Source organism: Dactylosporangium sp. NPDC005555 (assembly GCF_040605635.1).
Taxonomy (GTDB): domain Bacteria; phylum Actinomycetota; class Actinomycetes; order Mycobacteriales; family Micromonosporaceae; genus Dactylosporangium.
Genome location: NZ_JBEXDG010000010.1, coordinates 69228 through 86946 on the forward strand (window position 1 = coordinate 69228; position 17719 = coordinate 86946).

The 17719-nt window shown below is 74.2% G+C and carries 15 protein-coding genes; 9 read left to right on the forward strand and 6 right to left on the reverse strand.

The genetic code is table 11. The features are described 5' to 3' along the window. Positions 1–41: 41 nt before the first annotated feature. Together ABZS58_RS13940 and ABZS58_RS13945 are read right to left on the reverse strand one after the other, a co-directional pair. Positions 42–3755 carry an FHA domain-containing protein gene (locus tag ABZS58_RS13940; RefSeq protein WP_354781151.1) on the reverse strand — a complete coding sequence of 1238 codons (3714 nt, stop codon included), beginning with the start codon at positions 3753–3755 and terminating at the stop codon, positions 42–44. Positions 3756–3804: 49 nt separating this feature from the next. Beyond that, positions 3805–4248, reverse strand: coding sequence for a CBS domain-containing protein (locus ABZS58_RS13945; protein ID WP_354781153.1), 444 nt, complete (start codon positions 4246–4248; stop codon positions 3805–3807). Between the two features lie 166 nt (positions 4249–4414). On the opposite strand from ABZS58_RS13945, the gene ABZS58_RS13950 reads away from it, so the two are divergent. Together ABZS58_RS13950 and ABZS58_RS13955 are read left to right on the forward strand one after the other, a co-directional pair. Further along, a complete protein-coding gene (locus ABZS58_RS13950) occupies positions 4415–4852 on the forward strand; it encodes a MarR family winged helix-turn-helix transcriptional regulator (RefSeq protein ID WP_354781155.1) in 438 nt (145 codons plus the stop codon). Further along, positions 4849–5214, forward strand: a complete 366-nt coding sequence (locus tag ABZS58_RS13955; RefSeq protein WP_354781157.1) for a VOC family protein — start codon at positions 4849–4851, stop codon at positions 5212–5214. Before ABZS58_RS13950 ends, ABZS58_RS13955 begins: the two co-directional genes overlap by 4 nt. Before the next feature lie 249 nt (positions 5215–5463). Here the strand turns inward: ABZS58_RS13955 and ABZS58_RS13960 are convergent, their stop codons facing one another. Both ABZS58_RS13960 and ABZS58_RS13965 read right to left on the reverse strand, forming a co-directional pair. Then, the gene (locus ABZS58_RS13960) at positions 5464–6126 is read right to left on the reverse strand and encodes a response regulator transcription factor (RefSeq protein ID WP_354781159.1); all 663 of its coding nucleotides are present in this window, start codon (positions 6124–6126) and stop codon (positions 5464–5466) included. Between the two features lie 279 nt (positions 6127–6405). Then, complete coding sequence (locus ABZS58_RS13965) at positions 6406–7572, reverse strand: sensor histidine kinase (protein WP_354781161.1); 1167 nt, start codon at positions 7570–7572, stop codon at positions 6406–6408. A gap of 178 nt (positions 7573–7750) precedes the next feature. On the opposite strand from ABZS58_RS13965, the gene ABZS58_RS13970 reads away from it, so the two are divergent. After that, entirely contained in the window at positions 7751–8503 is a 753-nt protein-coding gene (locus tag ABZS58_RS13970; protein ID WP_354781163.1) for an ABC transporter ATP-binding protein, read from the forward strand. Beyond that, the gene (locus ABZS58_RS13975) at positions 8497–11307 is read left to right on the forward strand and encodes an FtsX-like permease family protein (RefSeq protein ID WP_354781165.1); all 2811 of its coding nucleotides are present in this window, start codon (positions 8497–8499) and stop codon (positions 11305–11307) included. Before ABZS58_RS13970 ends, ABZS58_RS13975 begins: the two co-directional genes overlap by 7 nt. A 768-nt stretch (positions 11308–12075) precedes the next feature. Here the strand turns inward: ABZS58_RS13975 and ABZS58_RS13980 are convergent. Next, on the reverse strand, positions 12076–12684 hold the full coding sequence (locus ABZS58_RS13980; protein WP_354781166.1) for an HAD-IA family hydrolase: 609 nt from the start codon (positions 12682–12684) through the stop codon (positions 12076–12078). Between the two features lie 96 nt (positions 12685–12780). After that, positions 12781–13062 (reverse strand): SemiSWEET family transporter, encoded by a 282-nt coding sequence (locus ABZS58_RS13985; RefSeq protein WP_354781168.1) that lies wholly within the window; start codon positions 13060–13062, stop codon positions 12781–12783. Between the two features lie 58 nt (positions 13063–13120). Here ABZS58_RS13985 and ABZS58_RS13990 point away from each other — a divergent pair, with 58 nt between their 5' ends. The 5 genes from ABZS58_RS13990 (at position 13121) to ABZS58_RS14010 (ending at position 17709) form a co-directional block, all read left to right on the forward strand. Further along, a complete protein-coding gene (locus ABZS58_RS13990) occupies positions 13121–14260 on the forward strand; it encodes an ROK family protein (RefSeq protein ID WP_354781170.1) in 1140 nt (379 codons plus the stop codon). Positions 14261–14538: 278 nt separating this feature from the next. Further along, positions 14539–15051 carry a toxin-antitoxin system HicB family antitoxin gene (locus ABZS58_RS13995; protein WP_354781172.1) on the forward strand — a complete coding sequence of 171 codons (513 nt, stop codon included), beginning with the start codon at positions 14539–14541 and terminating at the stop codon, positions 15049–15051. Between the two features lie 53 nt (positions 15052–15104). Further along, positions 15105–15983 (forward strand): DUF4097 family beta strand repeat-containing protein, encoded by an 879-nt coding sequence (locus ABZS58_RS14000; RefSeq protein ID WP_354781174.1) that lies wholly within the window; start codon positions 15105–15107, stop codon positions 15981–15983. Next, complete coding sequence (locus tag ABZS58_RS14005; protein WP_354781176.1) at positions 15980–16900, forward strand: ATP-binding cassette domain-containing protein; 921 nt, start codon at positions 15980–15982, stop codon at positions 16898–16900. Before ABZS58_RS14000 ends, ABZS58_RS14005 begins: the two co-directional genes overlap by 4 nt. Then, positions 16897–17709 (forward strand): ABC transporter permease, encoded by an 813-nt coding sequence (locus ABZS58_RS14010; RefSeq protein WP_354781178.1) that lies wholly within the window; start codon positions 16897–16899, stop codon positions 17707–17709. Before ABZS58_RS14005 ends, ABZS58_RS14010 begins: the two co-directional genes overlap by 4 nt. Positions 17710–17719 lie beyond the last annotated feature (10 nt).

Below are 17719 nucleotides of genomic sequence, written 5' to 3' on the forward strand. Positions count from 1 at the left end.
CAAGCTACCCACCCGCGGCCCGGCCCGCCGCGTATTTTTCCTCAGGCCGGCAGGTCCAGCGGGCCGCCGTGGCCGGGAAGCCCCTTGTCGTCCGGGATCGGCTGGTCCGCGACGTCCACGGACGTGATGCCGTGGCCCCGGGTCAGCTCGGCGAGGCGTTGGTAGTAGGCGGCGACGACCGTGAGCGGCCGGTGGGCGGCGTACAGCAGGACGTCGGCCGAACGCTCGACGACCTCGGCCTCGTGGGCCTCGAAGGCGCGCACGCCCTCCAGGACGGCGTGCTTCAGGTCGCGCAGCAGCTGGGCGTCGGCGTGGACGTAGGCGCGGCAGAGGGCGGCGACGCGCCCCGGTTCGTCGCCGGACAGCAGCAGCGCCTTCACCGCCGGTACGCTGTGCCGGACCAGCCGAGCGTCCACAGTGGACGACAGGGTGGCCAGCCCGGCGTCGAAGGAGCGCAGGTCGGTGTGCGGGTCGCAGAAGCCGGCGGTGCGCAGCCACAGCCGGCGCAGGTCGTCGTGCAGCAGGCCGTCCAGGTAGCTGACCAGGAAACGGCGGTGGGCCTCGACGACGTACTGCGCTTTGAACGGCGTCAGCTCGGCCGGGTTCTCGCCGTGGGTCGCGACCGCCGACGTGAAGCCGTGGTCGGCGGCCAGGGCGTTCTCCATGCCGCACACCAGGTACACGAACCGCACCCAGGTCTTGAACAGCTCCTCCAGCGGCAGGCTCCGCAGGCCGTCCTCGGTGAGCACGACGCCCCAGCGGGCGCCGAAACGCAGGCGGCGCAGGTGCCCGATCTGGTACATCGCGAGTTGCGCGTCGATCTCGGCGTGCGCGTGGTGCAGGACCGTGCGGTAGGCCACCGTCGCGTCGAGGCCCGTGTGGTTCCGTACGATGTGCGGCCCGCCGACGTGCAGGTGGAGGAACTCGGTGACGTCGAGGACCGCGCCGCCGATCGCCATCCAGTGGCCCGCCTCCGGCGTGTTGTGCACCGCCAGGTCCGACACCTCGAAGCGCGGGCCCTGCTGGGCGTGGCCGAGGTACGTGGTGAACACGTCCTCGCCGAGCCGGCCCTCGGCGACGAGCCGGCGCAGGAACTCGCGGCCCGCGGCGGCCCCGCCGGGCACGATGTCGGTCAGCGCCCGGATCACCGCGACGGCGAAGGGGGCGCTGCCGCAGACGTACACGTGCGCGCCGCGGCCGCCCTCGTCGACCGGGCGCAGTAGGTCCCACAGGGCGTCGGCCTCGGCCCGCACGACGTCGTCGACGTGCCGGCGCTGCCCGTCGTGGACGGTGTGCCGGCGGCCGTCGAAGGAGACCGCGTGGTCGGCGCGGGAGAAGGCGACCGACAGCCGCAGGCGGCCCTCGGCGGCGGCCGCGTCGAGGTCGGGGTGCTCCACGAACTCCGCCGGCGAGCGGACACCCCAGTACAGCCGGTTCTCGCCGGGACCGGTGCGGGCCGAGACGAAGGACAGGAACGGGGCGATGCCGGAGCCGGCGGCGAACATGAGGATCGGGCGCGCCGGGTCCGACGGCAGCCGGAACCGTGGCGTCGGCACGATCCGCAGGGCGAGACGCTGGCGGCCCTCGGCGGCGGCCCGGCGCAGGAAGTGCGAGGCGGCGCCGCGCCGGGGCCGTGGGTACGACCACGGCGTGCGCGCCGACGTGTAGTCCAGACCGGCGACCACCAGCCGCAGTGCCGTCGCGGGGCGGCCGGGCGGCGGCGCGGACGCGATCGAGTACAGCCGGAACGGCTCCGGCGGGATCACCGCGCAGAACGCGTCGTCGGCGTCCGGGTCGGCCTTCCAGAGCCGGGTGACGTCGTACCCACCGGCGTGCAGCAGGTTGAGCACGTCCCACAGCTCCCACTGGTCCTCCATGCGGGCGTCGACGACGCGCTGCCAGGACCCCACCGCGCTCAGCCGGGCCAGGCGTTTGGCGACGTCCCGGCCGATGGGGCGCAGCTTCGCGAAGCGCAGCAGGGTCCGCAGGGGCAGCACGTCGACGTCGCCGTACCCCTCCCGGCAGGAGACCGACGTCTGCCACTGCGGCGTCAGCGGCACCAGCTCGTCGCCGGTCGCCTGCAACGCGGCGGTCGTGCGGCGCACGAGCTCGTCCTCGTGTTCGGCGAGCACCCCGACCCGGTCGCCGGGCAGGTGGTGCACGCCCAGCCCGGTCACGTCGAGCTCGACGTAGCAGGTCCAGGCGCCGCCCTCCCCGCTCACGGTCCGGCCGCGCCGGGTCGTGCCGAAGACGACCGGCGGACCGACGGGGGGACGGCGCTCGTCGCGGACCGTGGCGAGCTCGTGGTCGACCTTGTCCCAGGTGCGGTCCTTGAACAGGCCGGTGAAGCGGGCGCCGGTCGTCACCTGCCGGCCGACCTTGAAGGCGACCTCGAGGAAGCCGTACGCCTTGATGCGGTGCAGCCCCATCCAGCCGCGGTCGCCGACGTAGGCGTCGAGCATCGCGTTGTAGACACCGCGCAGGGTGCTGTTGCGGGTGTCCTCGACGTACTGCCGCACCGACACCTCCCGCAGCGCGGCGACGAGCTCCTGCCAGTGCCGCGGGAAGAAGCCGGCGAGGTAGGTGCTCTGCTGCCCGACGAGCGAGCCGTACTCGCGACGCTCGAGGAACGCGTCGAGGGCGTGGATCTGCGGCTGGGCGGTGCCGCTCGGGCTCGGCGCGCCGTCGAAGATCGGCACGCCGGCGGTGCCGACCGTCTTCGCCCACAGCACCTGGTCCAGCGGATGACGGGCGCGCGGATTCGGGTCGATCTGCGGGTAGACGGCCTGTGTGACGTGCTGCAACCGGTCCAGGATGGTGAGCAGCGCCCGCTCCAGGCCCACCGGGTCGTCGGCGACCACGGCCTCCTGCGCGTCGAGCATGGCGCCGAGCACGGGCGTGAGCCCCATCGCGAACTCGGTCGTGACCAGGTAGAAGACCCGCTCCGCGGCGTTGTCCCAGGTCGGGACGAGCAGCTCCATGTTGGGAAGGGCCCGTGGGCCCGCCGGGTCGCGCAGCCGCCAGTTGTAGAAGAAGAGGTCGATGTACGACACGGCGGGCAGCTGCTTGCCGAGCCGCCGCGACACGGTCGTCCACGGCCGCAGCAGCGACTCCGGGAGCGCGGCCGGAGGGTCGATCGCCATGTACTGGTACGCGTGCGCGAAGACGCCGAGCAGGGTGGACGCGCGCAGCAGGTGCCGGTCGGGCAGTGCCTCCGGCCGCGCGTCGAGCACGGGCATGGCGTCGAAGGCGCGGCGCAGCGACAGCCGCCGGAACAGCTCCGGCAGCTGCGCGGTCATGTCGTCCCAGGCCCGGTGCGACCCGGGGAACGCCAGCAGCGGCGGCTCGGCGGGCAGGAACCCGTGGGCGAGCGACAGGAACCCGTCGAGCTCGTGCCCGACCCGCCGGTTGTGCAGCTCGGCGGCCTGCACGACCCGCCGCGCGGCGACACCGGGCGCGGCCACGGGCCGCAGCGCGGTCAGCTCGCCGGGGTCGATCAGCGCGGTCGCGTCGGGGTCGATGAACGCCCACACGAGCTCGAACCGCCCGATCCGCAGCCGGTCGCCGGTGACCAGGACCCTGCGGGTGACGCGTTCGTCGTTGACGAACGTGCCGTTGGTGCTGCCCAGATCCGTCAGCAGGAGGTCGTCGCCGGCCAGCTCCAGCCGGGCGTGCCGGCGGGAGATGTCGCGGTCCTCCAGCACGACCGCGGCGGTGGCGCCGTCCCGGCCGAGGGTGGCCGGCAGCGCGCACATCCGCTCGCCGGTCTGCCGGGTGTGCCGGTCCGTGATGATCAGCCGCAGGTCAGGAATGGTAGATCACCGCGCGACACAGATCGGCCCGCGACACCGTGCCGACAAGGGCACCGTCATCGACGACGGGCAGCCGCCGGATCCCCCGGTCGAGCATGACGATCGCGGCGCGGGCGAGCTCGTCGGTCGGCCGCACGGTCGCCGTGTCGCGCACGACCAGGGGGTCGATGACCCGGTCGGCGAGGGCGCGGCCCCGCTCGAGAAACAGCCGGAACGCGTCGGCGAGCGTGCCGCCGGCCTCGGTCACGTCGTCGAACCCGGGCAGCATGGCCCGGACCAGGTCCTCCTCGGACACCGACCCGACGAACTTCCCGTCGTGGTCGAGGACCATGAGATGCCCGACCTCGGACACGCTGACCACCTCGGCCGCCCGCCGGATGGTCGCGCCGAGCCTTACATAGGCCGGATAGGCCGCCATGACGTCCCTGACCAGCACGCCGCCTCCCACGCTGCCCCGTGAGTCCGATTCGCATGGTCATCATCGCACCGCGGACCGGAAAACGTCATCGAACCTGCGGCCGATTCCCAGGCGGCCCCCCGTCTGCCCGGTGCTCCGCACGCACGGTTGCGGATCTGTGCGTATCGCACGTAATATCTGTGCGATGCGCACGGATAATGTGGACGGCGGCGGGCCGGCGTTGTTCCGGCTGGTCCGGTTCTGGTCGCGGCGGTGGGCGGCCGGGATCAGCCAGGACGAGGGCAGCGACGTCGCGCACGTCCTCGTCCTGGAGGCCGTCGCCGCCGCCGGGCGGCCCGCGCAGATCGGCGCCGTCGCGGTCGAGCTCGGGCTGGACCGCTCCAACGCCAGCCGGATGGTGGCCGCGAGCGTCACCGCCGGGCTCGTCACGAAGACCGTGTCGGCACAGGACGCGCGGCGCACCTCGCTCGACCTCACCCCGGCCGGCGAGGACCTGCTCGCGGCCGCGCGCGCGTGGCAGGCGCAGACGTTCGCGCGCATGGTCGCCGACTGGCCCGCCGCCGACGCCCGCCGCTTCGCCGCCTACCTCGTCCGCCTCGCCGAATCCCAGGGAGCGTCATGACCATCGTCCTCAACCACACCATCGTCCCGGTCGCCGACCGCAACCGCGCCGCGTCGCTGCTCGCCGGCCTCCTCGGCGTCTCGGTGGCCGCTCCTGCCGGTCCCTTCGCGCCGGTACGGGTGAACGCCGACCTCACCCTCGACTTCGACGACCGGTCCGGGGCCCGACCGGGCCACTACGCGTTCCTCGTCGACGACGCCGTGTTCGACGGGGCGCTCGCCTACGCCTCACGGACCGGTCTCGAGTGGGGTTCGGCACCCCGCCTCATCGACCACCGGATCAACCACCTCGGCGGCGGTCGCGGCGTCTACATCCTCGACCCGGACGGCATCGCCTACGAGTTCTTCACCGCCGTCCCCTGACCTCGCAGCCGCGCCGCGCCCAGGCGGCTCCACCACGACCTCCTGCAACCGAACCCGGACGCGTCCACCCCACCGAACGGCCTACCGGCCGCCGGCATCGCCGCGACCCGGCCGCCGCAACCCGGCCGGTGCCGGTCCGTGCCCAGCCGTGCCGTGCCCAGCCGTGCCGTGCCCAGCCGTGCCGTGCGCAGCCGTCCCCCGACCTCCAGCCGCGCGCTGCCGCTCTCCGCGGCGCACTGACGCGGCTGCTCAGTGCGCGACCGTGACGAGGCCTGTCTCGTACGCGACGATGACCAGCTGCGCCCTGTCCCGCACCTCCAGCTTCGCCAGCAGCCGGCTGACGTGGGTCTTCACGGTCGCCAGGCTCAGGTTGAGCCTGGCCGCGATCTCCACATTGGACAGACCGCGCGCGATCAGCGTCAGCACCTCCCGCTCCCGCCCCGTGATCCCGTCGAGCCGCCGGTGCGCCGGCGCCACCTCGGCGGGCCGCCGCGCGAACTCCCCGATCAGCCGCCGCGTCACCGACGGCGCCAGCAGCCCCTCCCCCGCCGCGACGACCCGGATCGCCGCCAGCAGCTCCCCCGGCGGCGTGTCCTTGAGCAGGAACCCGCTCGCCCCCGCCCGCAACGCCCCGTAGACGTACTCGTCCAGGTCGAACGTGGTCAGGATCAGCACCCGCGTCGCCGTCGTCGCCGGGTCGGCACAGATCCGCCGGGTCGCCTCGATCCCGTCCATCAACGGCATCCGCACGTCCATCAGCACCACATCGGGCCGGTACCGCTCCACGAGCGCAACCGCCTCCACCCCGTTGCCGGCCTCGCCGACCGTCGTGCAGTCCTCGCTCAGGTCCACCAGCACCCGGAAACTCCCACGCAACAACGCCTGGTCGTCGGCGATCAGCACCCTGATCACACCACCACCCCCGCCGGCCCCCGCCGCGTCAGCTCCGCCGCCCCGCCTGCCGCCCCACCGCTGCCCACGCCGCCACCCTGTGCCCGACCTACGCCGCCACCACGCACCCGGCTCGAAGCCACACCCAGCACCCGCGTCACGCCGCCATCCCATATCCGCTGTGCCCCAGTGCCCCGCACCCGTCCACCGCGCTGGCCCCGCCCGGTCCACCGCGCTGTCTCCGTACATGATCAACCCCGGAACAGCGGAGTCTGCTCACAGCGGCAGTCCGCGCCCGGGTCATGCGGGCACCTCGACCGGGGTGTACGGCAGCGTGGCCGTCACCGCGAACCCACCGCCGGGGCACGCTGCCGCGGTGAAGGCGCCGCCGTGGGCACCGACCCGCTCGCGCATGCCGATGAGGCCATGGCCGGTGCCCTGTGCGCGGATCGGGCGGCGGCCGTCGTCGGTGACCTCGACGCGGACCTCGGCCGGGCCGATCGTGACCTCGACGCGGCAGGTCGCTGGCGCGGCGTGCTTCACCACGTTCGTCAGGGATTCCTGCACGATGCGGTACACCGCGAGCCCCACCGACTCAGGGACCTCCTCCTGCGGCGCCGTCCCGGTGACCTCCAGGCGCGCGTCGACGTCGCCGAACGACGCCTGCCCGGCCAGCGCGGGCAGCTCGGCGAGGCCCGGCACCGGCGCATATGGCGCGTCGTCGCGCAGCATGCCCAGGGCCCGCCGCATCTCCAGCAGGGCGCCCCGCCCGGTCGCCTCGATCACCCGCAGGGCGTCGCGGGCCTCCTGCGGGCTGGCCTCGGCGACGTGGTTGCCGACGGCGGCCTTGACCACGATGAGGCTCATCGTGTGGGCGACGATGTCGTGCAGCTCCCGCGCGATCCGCAGCCGCTCCTCGGCGACCGCCTGCCGGGTCACCTGCTCGCTCTGCCGTGCGGCGTGGGCCCGCCGCTCCCGCAACGTCCAGCCGATGAGCCAGCCCGGCATGGTCATGACCGCCCCGTACACCACGGCGAAGGCACCGGACCAGAGGTTGCCGCCGGTCGCGGCGAGCGCGGCGACGACAGCCGTGAGGCAGCTTGCGGCGACGGGCAGCGACCAGCGTGGCGGGGTCGCGACGGCGAGGGTGTAGAAGGCGAGCGCGAGCGAGGCGGACGGGGCCGCGGCCGCGAAGTTCGGAATGACGCCCGTCGCGAGGGCGATCGTGGTGGTGAGGCTGACCGTGACCGTGACCGCCACAGGGAAGCGGCGACGGACGGCGAGCGGCAGCCCGATCGCGAGACCCGTCAGCACCGACACCCACACCGGCTCGACGAGACCGCCGCTCTCGGGCGACTCCAGTGCCGCATAGGCGCACAGGGCCGCGCCGACCACGACGGCGAGGAGCGCGTCGACCACATACAGGTCGACGGGCCGGAGCCGGCGGGTCAGCAGCAGTTCGCTCACGTCGTCGACGGTAGCGGCAGGTGGGGGCGGGGCGCGTCCTCCCCAGGTCGGCCCCGGGGGGTCCTCCTTGAGTATGACGAATCGGCGATTCGGCGCTGGAGGTCCTACTCAAGCAGGACCCGATCGAACGACCTGAGTCTGACGCGGCCGCACCCGCGCAAGCGGCAGTGTCTGGGGCATGACGACACCGACGGTGCTTCTCGACGATGTGCGGGCCGTGTATGGCTCCGGCACACGACAGGTGACGGCCCTCGCGGGCGTGACGGTGGGGTTCGACCGGGGGACGTTCACGGCGGTGATGGGGCCGTCGGGGTCGGGCAAGTCGACACTCCTGCACTGCGCGGCGGGCCTGGACCGGCCGGCGTCCGGCACGGTCACGGTCGACGGGACCCGCCTCGACGACCTCGACGAGGACGCGCTGACCCGCCTGCGCCGCGACCGCATCGGTTTCGTGTTCCAGGCGTTCAATCTGGTGTCGACGCTGACCGCGGCGCAGAACGTGGCGTTGCCGCAGCGGCTCGCGGGGCGGCGTCCGGCCGACGGTGACGTGGCGGCGGCGCTGACCGCCGTCGGGCTGGCGGGCCGCGCCGCGCACCGGCCGAGCGAGCTGTCCGGTGGCGAGCAGCAGCGGGTCGCGCTCGCCCGGGCGCTGATCAGCCGGCCCGCGGTCGTGTTCGCCGACGAGCCGACCGGCGCCCTCGACAGTGCCACGTCCCGGCAGGTGCTGACGCTGCTGCGAGCCCTCGTCGACGAGCACGGACAGACGGTGGTGATGGTGACGCACGACCCGGTCGCCGCCGCGCGGGCGGACCGGGTGGTGATCCTCGCCGACGGGCGGGTCGTCGACGAGCTCCGTGAGGCGATCACGGCCGAGGCCGTCGCCGCCCGGACCGCCGCCGTCGAGGCCGTTGTCGCTGGGCCGTCATGCTGACCGCGGGCGGCGGCGGCGCGGGGCGGCGCGGCGCGGGGCGGCGCGGCGCGGTCATGCGGACCGTGCGGCGGTTCGGCGGCGCGTTCGTGGCCGTCGCGGTCGGGATCGCGCTGCTGTCGGCGGCCACGCTGTTGTATGCGTCGGGCCGCCCCCAGGTCCCCGAGCGCCTGGCGGATGCCGCCGTGGTCGTCCGCACCAGACCGGCGGCGGCGCCGGCGGACGCGTTCCCGCCGCCGGTGCCGTGGTCGTCGGACACGGCCGCAGCCGTCGCCAGGCGGCTCGCCGCGATCCCCGGCGTCGCCGCCGCCGTCCCCGACCGCACGTTCTACGTCCAGGCGATCGTCGACGGCCGCCCCTCCTCGGCGGACGGTGGGCGGCAGGACGCCCGCGAGGGGCACGGCTGGTCCAGCGCGCAGCTCGGCGGGCTCCGCCTGACGGCGGGTGCGGCGCCGGGCGCGGCCGGGCAGGTCGTCGTCGACCGTGGGCTGGGCCTGTCGCCCGGCGACACCGTGACGTTGCTGACGGCGTCGGGGCCCGCGCCGTACACGGTGAGCGGCACCGTCGACGCGCCCGGCTTCCACGTCACCGATGAGGTCGCGGCGGCGCTCGCCCCCGGCGTCGACACCATCGGACTCGTGCTGCGGCCCGGCGCCGACCCCGCGGCGGTCGCGGACGCGGCGAAAGCGGTCGCCGGCACCGGCGCCCTGGTCCTGACCGGCGACGATCGGGGCGCCCTGGAGCCGCGCGACGACGCCCGCATGCGGTGGATCGGGACGCAGGTGCTGACCGCGGTCGCGGCGCTGTCCGGGTTCGTCACGGTGTTCGTGGTCGCGTCGACGTTCGCGTTCGCGGTGGCGCAGCGGCGACGGGAGTTCGGGCTGCTGCGCGCCGTCGGTGCCACGCCCCGCCAGATCCGGCGGATGGTGCAGGGCGAGGCCCTCGCTGTCGGCGCCGCGGGATCCGTCGTCGGGCTGCTCGCCGGGGCCGCGTGCGCGACACCGCTGGGCTGGGCGCTGGTCGGGTCGGGGTTCGAGCCGGCGACGTTCAGGGTGCGGTTCGTGCTCTGGCCGGTCGTCGTGGCGCTCACCGCCGGTCCGGTCGTGGCGCTGATCGGCGCCTGGTCGGCGGCGCGGCGCGCGGCCCGGGTGCGCCCGGTCGAGGCGTTGCGGGAGGCGGCGGTCGAGCCGCGGCCGATGGGTCCTGCCCGCTGGGTCACCGGCCTCGGGCTGTTCGCCGTGGGCGCTGCGCTCGCCGTGGGCACCGCCACGTCCGGTGATGCGCAGCATTCGGCGACCTTCGCGCTGTACAGCATGATGGCCCTCGTCAGCGGCGTGGCCGTCCTGGCGCCGGCGGTGGTCGGCCCGGTGGTCCGGCTGCTGCGCTCGCCACTGCCGTCGCGGGGTGGCGCGATCGGCATGCTGGTCCGGGGCAGCGCGCTGACCGCGGCCCGCCGCACGGCGTCCACGGCCGCGCCGGTGCTGCTGACGGTCGCGTTCGCGGTGCTGGTGTCCGGCATGGTCCGCACGTCGACCGGCGCGTACGCGGCGGGACGGTCCGCCCGGGTGGACGCGGGCTGGGTCGTCGCGCCGGACCGGGCCCCGGGTCTGTCGGACGCCGCGGCGGCGGCGGTGCCGGGCGCGGCGGTGCTGCCGGCGACGGTGTTCGTCCCGTCCGGGTCGGATCCGGCCGGGCCGCGGGCGACACGGACCGCGTTCGGGGTGGATCCGGCCGCGTTCGCCGCGGTCAACCGGCGCCTCGAGGTGCTCAGCGGCACGCTCACCGACCTGCGCGGGGATGACACGGTCGCACTCACCGTCTCTGCGGCGGCCGCGGCGTCCGGGCCCGGCTCAACGCCCGGTCCAGGCTCAACGCCCGGGCCAAGCCCCGCGCTCGGCCCAGGCTCAACGCTCGGGCCAAGCTCCGCACCCGGTCCAGGCCCGACGCCCGGTTCAAGCTCCGCGCCCGGTCCAGGCCCGGCGACCGGCCCGAGTTCTGCCGGTGCGTCGGGCGGTGCGGCCGCGACCGGATCAGCGTCTCCGCCGGGCACCGCCGGTGCGGCCGTGGCGGGCTCCCCGTCGCCGCCGGGTGCCGTGGCCGGACCGGGTTCCACGGCGGCGACCGTGTCCGGCCCGGCGAAGGGCGGTGCTCGGGATGGGGTTCCGGCGGTGTACCCGGTGATGTTCGCCGACGGGACGGTGGTGTCGCTGCGGGTCGTTGCCGTGATCTCCGACGACTCGATTCCCGGCGACATGATCCTGCCGCGAGCCGCCGTGCGGGCGCACGACCCGTCGGCGCTGACGTCGGCGGTGTTCGTCCGGGACCGGGTCGAGGTGCCGTCGGGGTCCGGGGCGCGGCTCGTCGACGTGGGCACGTGGGCGGCCGAGCAGGACAGCGCCGAGGACCGGCTGGTGTGGATGTTCACGGTGCTGCTGATCGCCGTGTCTGCCGGGTACGGTGCGATCGCCGTCGCCAACACCCTGCTCATGGCGGCCTCCGGCCGGGCGGCGGACCTGCGGGCGGTGCGGCTGGCGGGAGCGACGCGCCGGCAGGTGCTGCGGCTCGTCACGGCCGAGTCGGCGCTCGTGGTGCTGATCGGCGCGGTCCTCGGGGGTGGCGTCGCGTTCTTCGCGCTGCTGAGCATCAGGGCCGGGCTGGCCGAGCAGGTCGGCGCCCCGGTCGGCCTGGTGGTGCCGTGGTCCGTGGTCGGCGGGGTCGTCGGACTGTGCCTGCTGCTCGCGGTCACGGCAAGCGCGGTGCCGACCTTGCGCACCCTGCGCAGCGGCCCGGTGCACGAGCAGGTGTAGATGGCAGCAGTCAGGAGGTCCTGAGCGAGCAGATGCGGGCCTGAGCAGGCTCCGGTCCGGACCGGGCCGGTGTGCGGGGCCGAGCTGCGGGCAGGTCGCGGCCGGAGGAACGGGACGGGGCAACCGAGCTGCTGTGGAGGAGCGGCAGCCGGGCGGTGAACCGCTGACGCCGGACTGGGCCGCCCGGCGTCAGCGGCACGCCAGGAGCCGGCGGCGGTGCAGCAGCGGCCCCCGTTGCACCTGCCGCCGCAGGGCCGCCTGACAGCCTCGCAGCGAGCGCTGAGCGACGCCGGTCATCCGCGGGCGCGGGCAGCGCAGGCGGATGCGCGTCCTCAGCGGGGTTCTGGATGATCCGGAAGAGTTTGTGCCGCTATGGAGCCTGTTGCGAAATGGCCGTCTCACGTTCCGTGCTGAGAAAAACACGGCTGTGCGAGCCGGTCGCGGCCGATCGGTAGCCGTCGAGGGTCGCGACGACCGTCGACGAGACAGTTTTCCGCCAAAACGCAACAGGCTCTATGACGACACAAACCCTTCCGGATCAGGGGAAAAAGGCCGCTGTCGATGGCTGGACCGGGGGGTACCACGGTTCGGGCGGTGATCTTCGGCTAGTTCGACCGCATGACGAATCCGGGGCGCGGTGTGAGGGTGGGGACGGCGCCATTCGCACGCCACCAACGTGGACACGACCGCGCGAGCGGATGGGCGGCCCGAGCGGACGGGCGGCACGGGGCGGCGCAGTCGGCAGCAGACAGGCGCGGACCCCGGGGGTCAGTGGGTGAAGCGGTCGGCGAGGTCGGCGAGGTCGCGGATCTCCAGGTCGGCGGAGAGGCCGCGCAGTGCTGCCACGCGCATCCCGGCGGCGTGGCCGGCGTCGATGCCCGGTTGGGAGTCCTCGACCACCAGGCAGTCCTTCGGGTCGACGCCGAGCAGGGAGGCGCCGGCCAGGTACGGGGCGGGGTCGGGTTTGCCGCGCGGGGTGTCCTCGATGGTGACGAGGCGGGTGGCCGCAAGGCCCGCCGCGTGCAGCCGGACCGTGGCGAGCCGGCGGTCCGCGCTGGTCACCACCGCCCACGGCAGGGCGAGCTCGTCCAGGGTCCGCAGCAGCCGGGCCGCGCCAGGCGTGGCGACGACGTCGGAGAGGTCGTCGTACTGCAGGTCGAGGTTCCGCTGGGCGGCCACCGCAACGGCGGCGTCGTCGAGGTCGGGGCGGACGGCGCGGATCGTGGTCGCGGCCGGGTTGCCGTGCAGGATCGGGGCGAGGACCGGGATCGGGACCGCGTGCTCAAGAGCCCAGTGGTGCCAGGCGCGCTCGACGGCGGCGTCGGAGTCGACGAGCGTGCCGTCCATGTCCAGCAGCACGGCCTTCACCGGAATCACGAAATGCCTCCAAGATGGGAGAAGCCGCTCCCCCGAGCCGGGAACGGCCGGGCGGCACACCCGCCGCCCCGCTGCGGGGCAGGTCGGGCGGCGGGGTCATGCGGGGCTGCCGGGGCCGGAAACGGGAGCCGCCAGGCGGTAGCGGGCCTTCATCACGGTGAGGGTGACCAGTGCCGCCCCGGTCGCCGCGTTGGTGAGCACGATGGGCAGGTCGCCCTGGGTCGCGCCGTACACCACCCAGAGCGCGACACCCGACGCGAGGGCCAACAGGTACACCCACGAGATGTCGCCGACCGATCTGGTCCTCCAGGACCGGGCGAGCTGTGGCAGCCAGCATCCCGTGGTCAGGATTCCGGCCAGCACACCGAGCACCGACATGGCGCCTCCTTTAAACTCGTCCCGCGAGCATATTGTACGACAGGCAGGATCTGCACTGATGGACCATCGCGCGGAGACGTTGCGGGCGCAGGGGGCGCTGGCGATGCTGCGGTGTGCGCACCGGACGCCGGGGATCACGCGGGCGGAGGCGGCGGCGCGGCTGGGGCTCAGCAGCGGGTCGGCGGCCGGGATCATGGGCCGGTTGCGGGCGGCGCGCCTGCTCGCGGAGGCGCCCGCGCCGCAGACCGGAGGGCGTGGCCGGCCGACGGCGACGCTGGTCCCCCACCCGGACGGGCCGCTCGTCGCCGTCGTCGACATCAGCCATGCGACGTGGACGGTGACGACCGCGGCCATCGGTGGCGTGCTCACCGAAGCGCCCGCCCACCGGCACCTGGGTCAGCCCGCCGATGCCGTCATTCCGCTGGTACGTGACGCGCTCGCCCGGATCACCGGACCCCGGCTGCGGGCGGTCGGCGTCGCGATACCCGGCACCGTCCACGGTCGCACACTGGTCGAGGCGACGAACCTGCGCTGGCGGGGCGTCGACCTCAGTGTCCTGACGGAGCTTCCCCTCACGGTCGGCAACGACGCGTCCCTGGCCGGGGTCGCCGAGGCGTTGCGCGGCGCCGCGAGCGGCATCGATGTCGCGCTGCACCTGACGGTCGAGGTCGGTGTCGGTGGCGTGCTCATCGTCGACGGCCGGCCGGTGCTGGGCACGGCGGGCGCGGGTGGCGAGTTCGGGCACCTGCCGTTCGGCGACCCGGCGCGGCGCTGCCCGTGCGGCGCGCACGGCTGCTGGGACCTCGACGTCGACGGCCGCGCCATGGCCCGGCACCTGGGCCGGCGCGCCCCGGCGGACCCGCGGGCGTTCGCGGAGCGGACCATCGCCGCCGCCCGCGACGGTGACCCCGATGCGGGCGCGGCCTGCCGGACGGTGGCGGCGGCGCTGGGCCGCGGCATCGGCGCGCTGCTCAACGCCGTCGACCCGGCCGTCGTCACCCTCGGCGGCCTGGGCGTGGACCTTCTCGACGTGGCCGGACCGGCCCTGCACGCGGGCGTCACCGCCGGCGCGATGGCCTGGCGCCGCGACGCCCTGCCCCCGGTCGTCCCCGCCGCCCTCGGCTCCCACGGTCCCGCGATCGGCGCCGCCGAGTCCGCGATGGCGCTGGTACTGACCGAAGCCGCCCTGCTCACGTAGCCAGCGGCACGGAACCAACAGCACGTGGCCAACGGCACGTGGCCAGCAGCAGGGACCGGCAGCACGGAACCAGCGGATCGAGGCGGTGGACCTCCCCCCGCGCCGGGCGTGCCGGAGTCGCGGGCGGTCTCCGCGTCCCAGCTCGTCCTGGCGTATCCGTCCGGCCTTCGTCACGGAACGCAACCCCATCCACCGGCCCGAGCCAGCGCGTGCCACTTTGGCACATCAATGTGCCATGGCGGCTTCACAAGGTGCCATGCGCGTGCCATGATGGTGCCATGGACTTGACCTCGTACGTGAGCAACCTCGGGCGGGAGTTCGCCACCCTCGCCGAAGCGGGCGGTGAAGAGTCGCGTGCGCTGGTCGAGCGCCTGACCGGATCCCTGGAGTCGGCGATCCGGATGACGCTCCTCGAAGCGCTGTCCGCCGCCGCCGACGAGATCACCCGGGACCTGGCCCCGGGTTCGGTCGAGCTGCGCCTGCGCGGCCGCGACCCGAACTTCGTCGTGACCGTGCCCCAGGGTGAGCAGCCGGCCGCGGCCGAACCGGTGCGGACGACCGAGAGCCAGGCCGACCAGTTCCCGGAGGACGGCCCGGCCGCGCGGATCAACGTCCGCCTGCCCGAGCAGCTCAAGGCGGCGATCGAGGAGGCCGCCGCCAAGGAGGGCCGCTCGGTCAACGCCTGGCTCAGCCGCGCCGCGGCCGCCGCACTGCAGCGTGACACCCATGACCCCAGCGCCGCCATGAACGCGAAACGCGGCAAGCAGGCCTTCACCGGCTGGGTGCGGTAAGCGCCCGAAAGGCCCACCCAGCACAGCCACCCACTCAGGATGCGGGGACCACCATGCCAGTTTTCGACACTCATGAATCGATCACCGTCAATGTAGAGCTCGGCGTCGGCGACGTCTGGATCACCGCGGGCGACCGGACCGACACCGTCGTCGAGGTCCGGCCCAGCGAGGAGACCGACGAGTCCGACGTGCAGGCCGCGAAGCAGGTCCGCGTCGACTACACCGGCGGCGTCCTGCGGGTGACCGGCCCGCGGGCGCGGCTGTTCGACTTCTCCCGCAGGACCAGGTCGGTCGACGTGACCATCGAGCTGCCCAGCGGCTCGCACCTGACCACCGACCAGCAGCTGGGCGGCGTCCGCGGCACCGGCCGGCTCGGCGACTGCAGGATCAAGACCGCCGCCGGCAACGTCGCCCTGGACGGGACCGGGTCGCTGCGCGTGGACACGGGCGCCGGGCACGTCACCGTCGAGGGCGTCACCGCCGGCAACGCCGAGGTCTCCACCGGCACCGGCAAGGTCCGGCTGGGCGAGGTCCAGGGCACCGTCGTGGTCAAGAACTCCAACGGCGACACCGCTCTCGACGCGGCGGACGGTGACGTACGGATCCGCAACGCCAACGGGGAGATCGCCATCGGGCGCGCCGGCGCCGGGATCGACGCGAAGTCCTCCAACGGCGAGATCCGCGTCGGCGAGATCGTGCGGGGTTCCGTCGTCCTCGCCACCGCGAACGGCGACCTGGACGTCGGCATCGCCGCCGGCACCGCCGCCTGGCTGGAGGTGCACACCGGGTTCGGGCACGTGCGCAACCAGCTGGACAACGCCGGCAGCCCCGGCGGGTCCGACGAGACCGCCGAGGTGCGCGCCCGGACCTCGTACGGCGACGTCACCATCCGCCGCGCCGCCCACCAGCGCGCAGAGAAGGACACGAAATGACGATCGCCGTGACCGGCCTGCGCAGGTCCTTCGGCGGCCAGGTCGTCCTCGACGGCCTGGACCTGCAGGTGCCGAGCGGGACGGTCTTCTCGCTGCTGGGCGCGAACGGCGCCGGCAAGACCACCACGGTGAAGATCCTGTCGACGCTGCTGCGCGCCGACGCCGGCGACGTCCGCGTCGCCGGGCACGACGTCGCCCGCGAGCCGGACGCGGTCCGCGCCGCGATCGGGGTCACCGGCCAGTTCTCCGCGGTGGACAACCTGCTCACCGGCGAGGAGAACCTGCGGCTGATGGCGGACCTGCACCACCTGTCCCGCGCCGACGGCCGGGCGAGGGTCGCGGGGCTGCTCGCGCGGTTCGACCTGACGGACGCGGCGGCGAAGCCGGCCTCGACGTACTCCGGCGGCATGCGGCGGCGGCTCGACCTGGCGATGACCCTGGTCGGCAGCCCGCGGGTGATCTTCCTGGACGAGCCGACGACCGGCCTGGACCCGCGCAGCCGCCGCGACATGTGGCAGATCGTGCGGGACCTGGTCGCCGCCGGCACCACCATCTTCCTCACCACGCAGTACCTGGAGGAGGCCGACGAGCTCGCCGACCGGATCGCGGTCCTCGACCACGGCCGGATCGTCGCCGAGGGCACCGCGGAGGAGCTCAAGCGCCGCATCCCCGGCGGTCACGTCCGCCTGCGGTTCACCGACCAGGACGGCCTCGACACGGCGATGTGGGCCCTCGGCCAGGCGGCCCGGGACGCCGACGCGCTCACCCTGCGGGTGCCCAGCGACGGCAGCCCGCGCGAGCTCAAGGCCATCCTCGACCGCCTCGACGACCGGGCCGTGCAGGTCGAGGAGCTGTCCGTGCACACGCCGGACCTCGACGACGTGTTCCTGGCGATCACCGGAAAGGCCGGACGATGACCACGACGCTCGATCTGCCCAGGCAGCAGCCGTTGCGCGACTCGGCGACGATGCTGCGCCGCAACCTCAAGCGCATGCTGCGCTACCCGTCGATGACCGTGATGCTCATCGCGATGCCGGTCGTCTTCCTGCTGCTGTTCGTCTACGTCCTCGGCGGCACCCTCGGCGCCGGGCTCGACGCGAGCACCGGCAGCGCCGCCGCGGCGCGGGCCGTCTACGCCAACTACGTGTCACCGGCGATCATCCTGATGACGGTCGCGGCGACGGTCCAGGGCACCGCCATCTCCATCGCCATGGACATGACCGAAGGCATCATCAACCGGTTCCGGACCATGCACATCGCCCGGGTCTCCGTCCTGACCGGCCACGTCCTCGGCAGCGTCATCCAGGCCGCGATCAGCCTGGCCGTCGTCATCGGCGTGGCGGTGCTCGTCGGCTTCCGGCCCACCGCCGGGGTCGCCGGATGGTTCGCCACCGCCGGGTTCCTCCTCGCGGTGACGTTCGCGCTGGTGTGGCTGGCGGTCGCGCTCGGCCAGGTCAGCAAGAGCGTCGAGACCGCCAGCAACCTGCCGATGCCCCTTGTGCTGCTGCCGTTCCTCGGCAGCGGGTTCGTCCCCACCGACTCCATGCCCGCCGGGCTGCGCTGGTTCGCCGAGCACCAGCCCTTCACCCCGATCATCGAGACCCTCCGCGGCCTGCTGATGGACGAGCCGCTCGGCGGCACCGTCTGGGTCGCCCTCGCCTGGTGCGCGGCGATCGCGCTCGGCGGCTACCTGTGGTCCAAGCGCCTGTTCAACCGCCAGTCCTGACCGCACACCG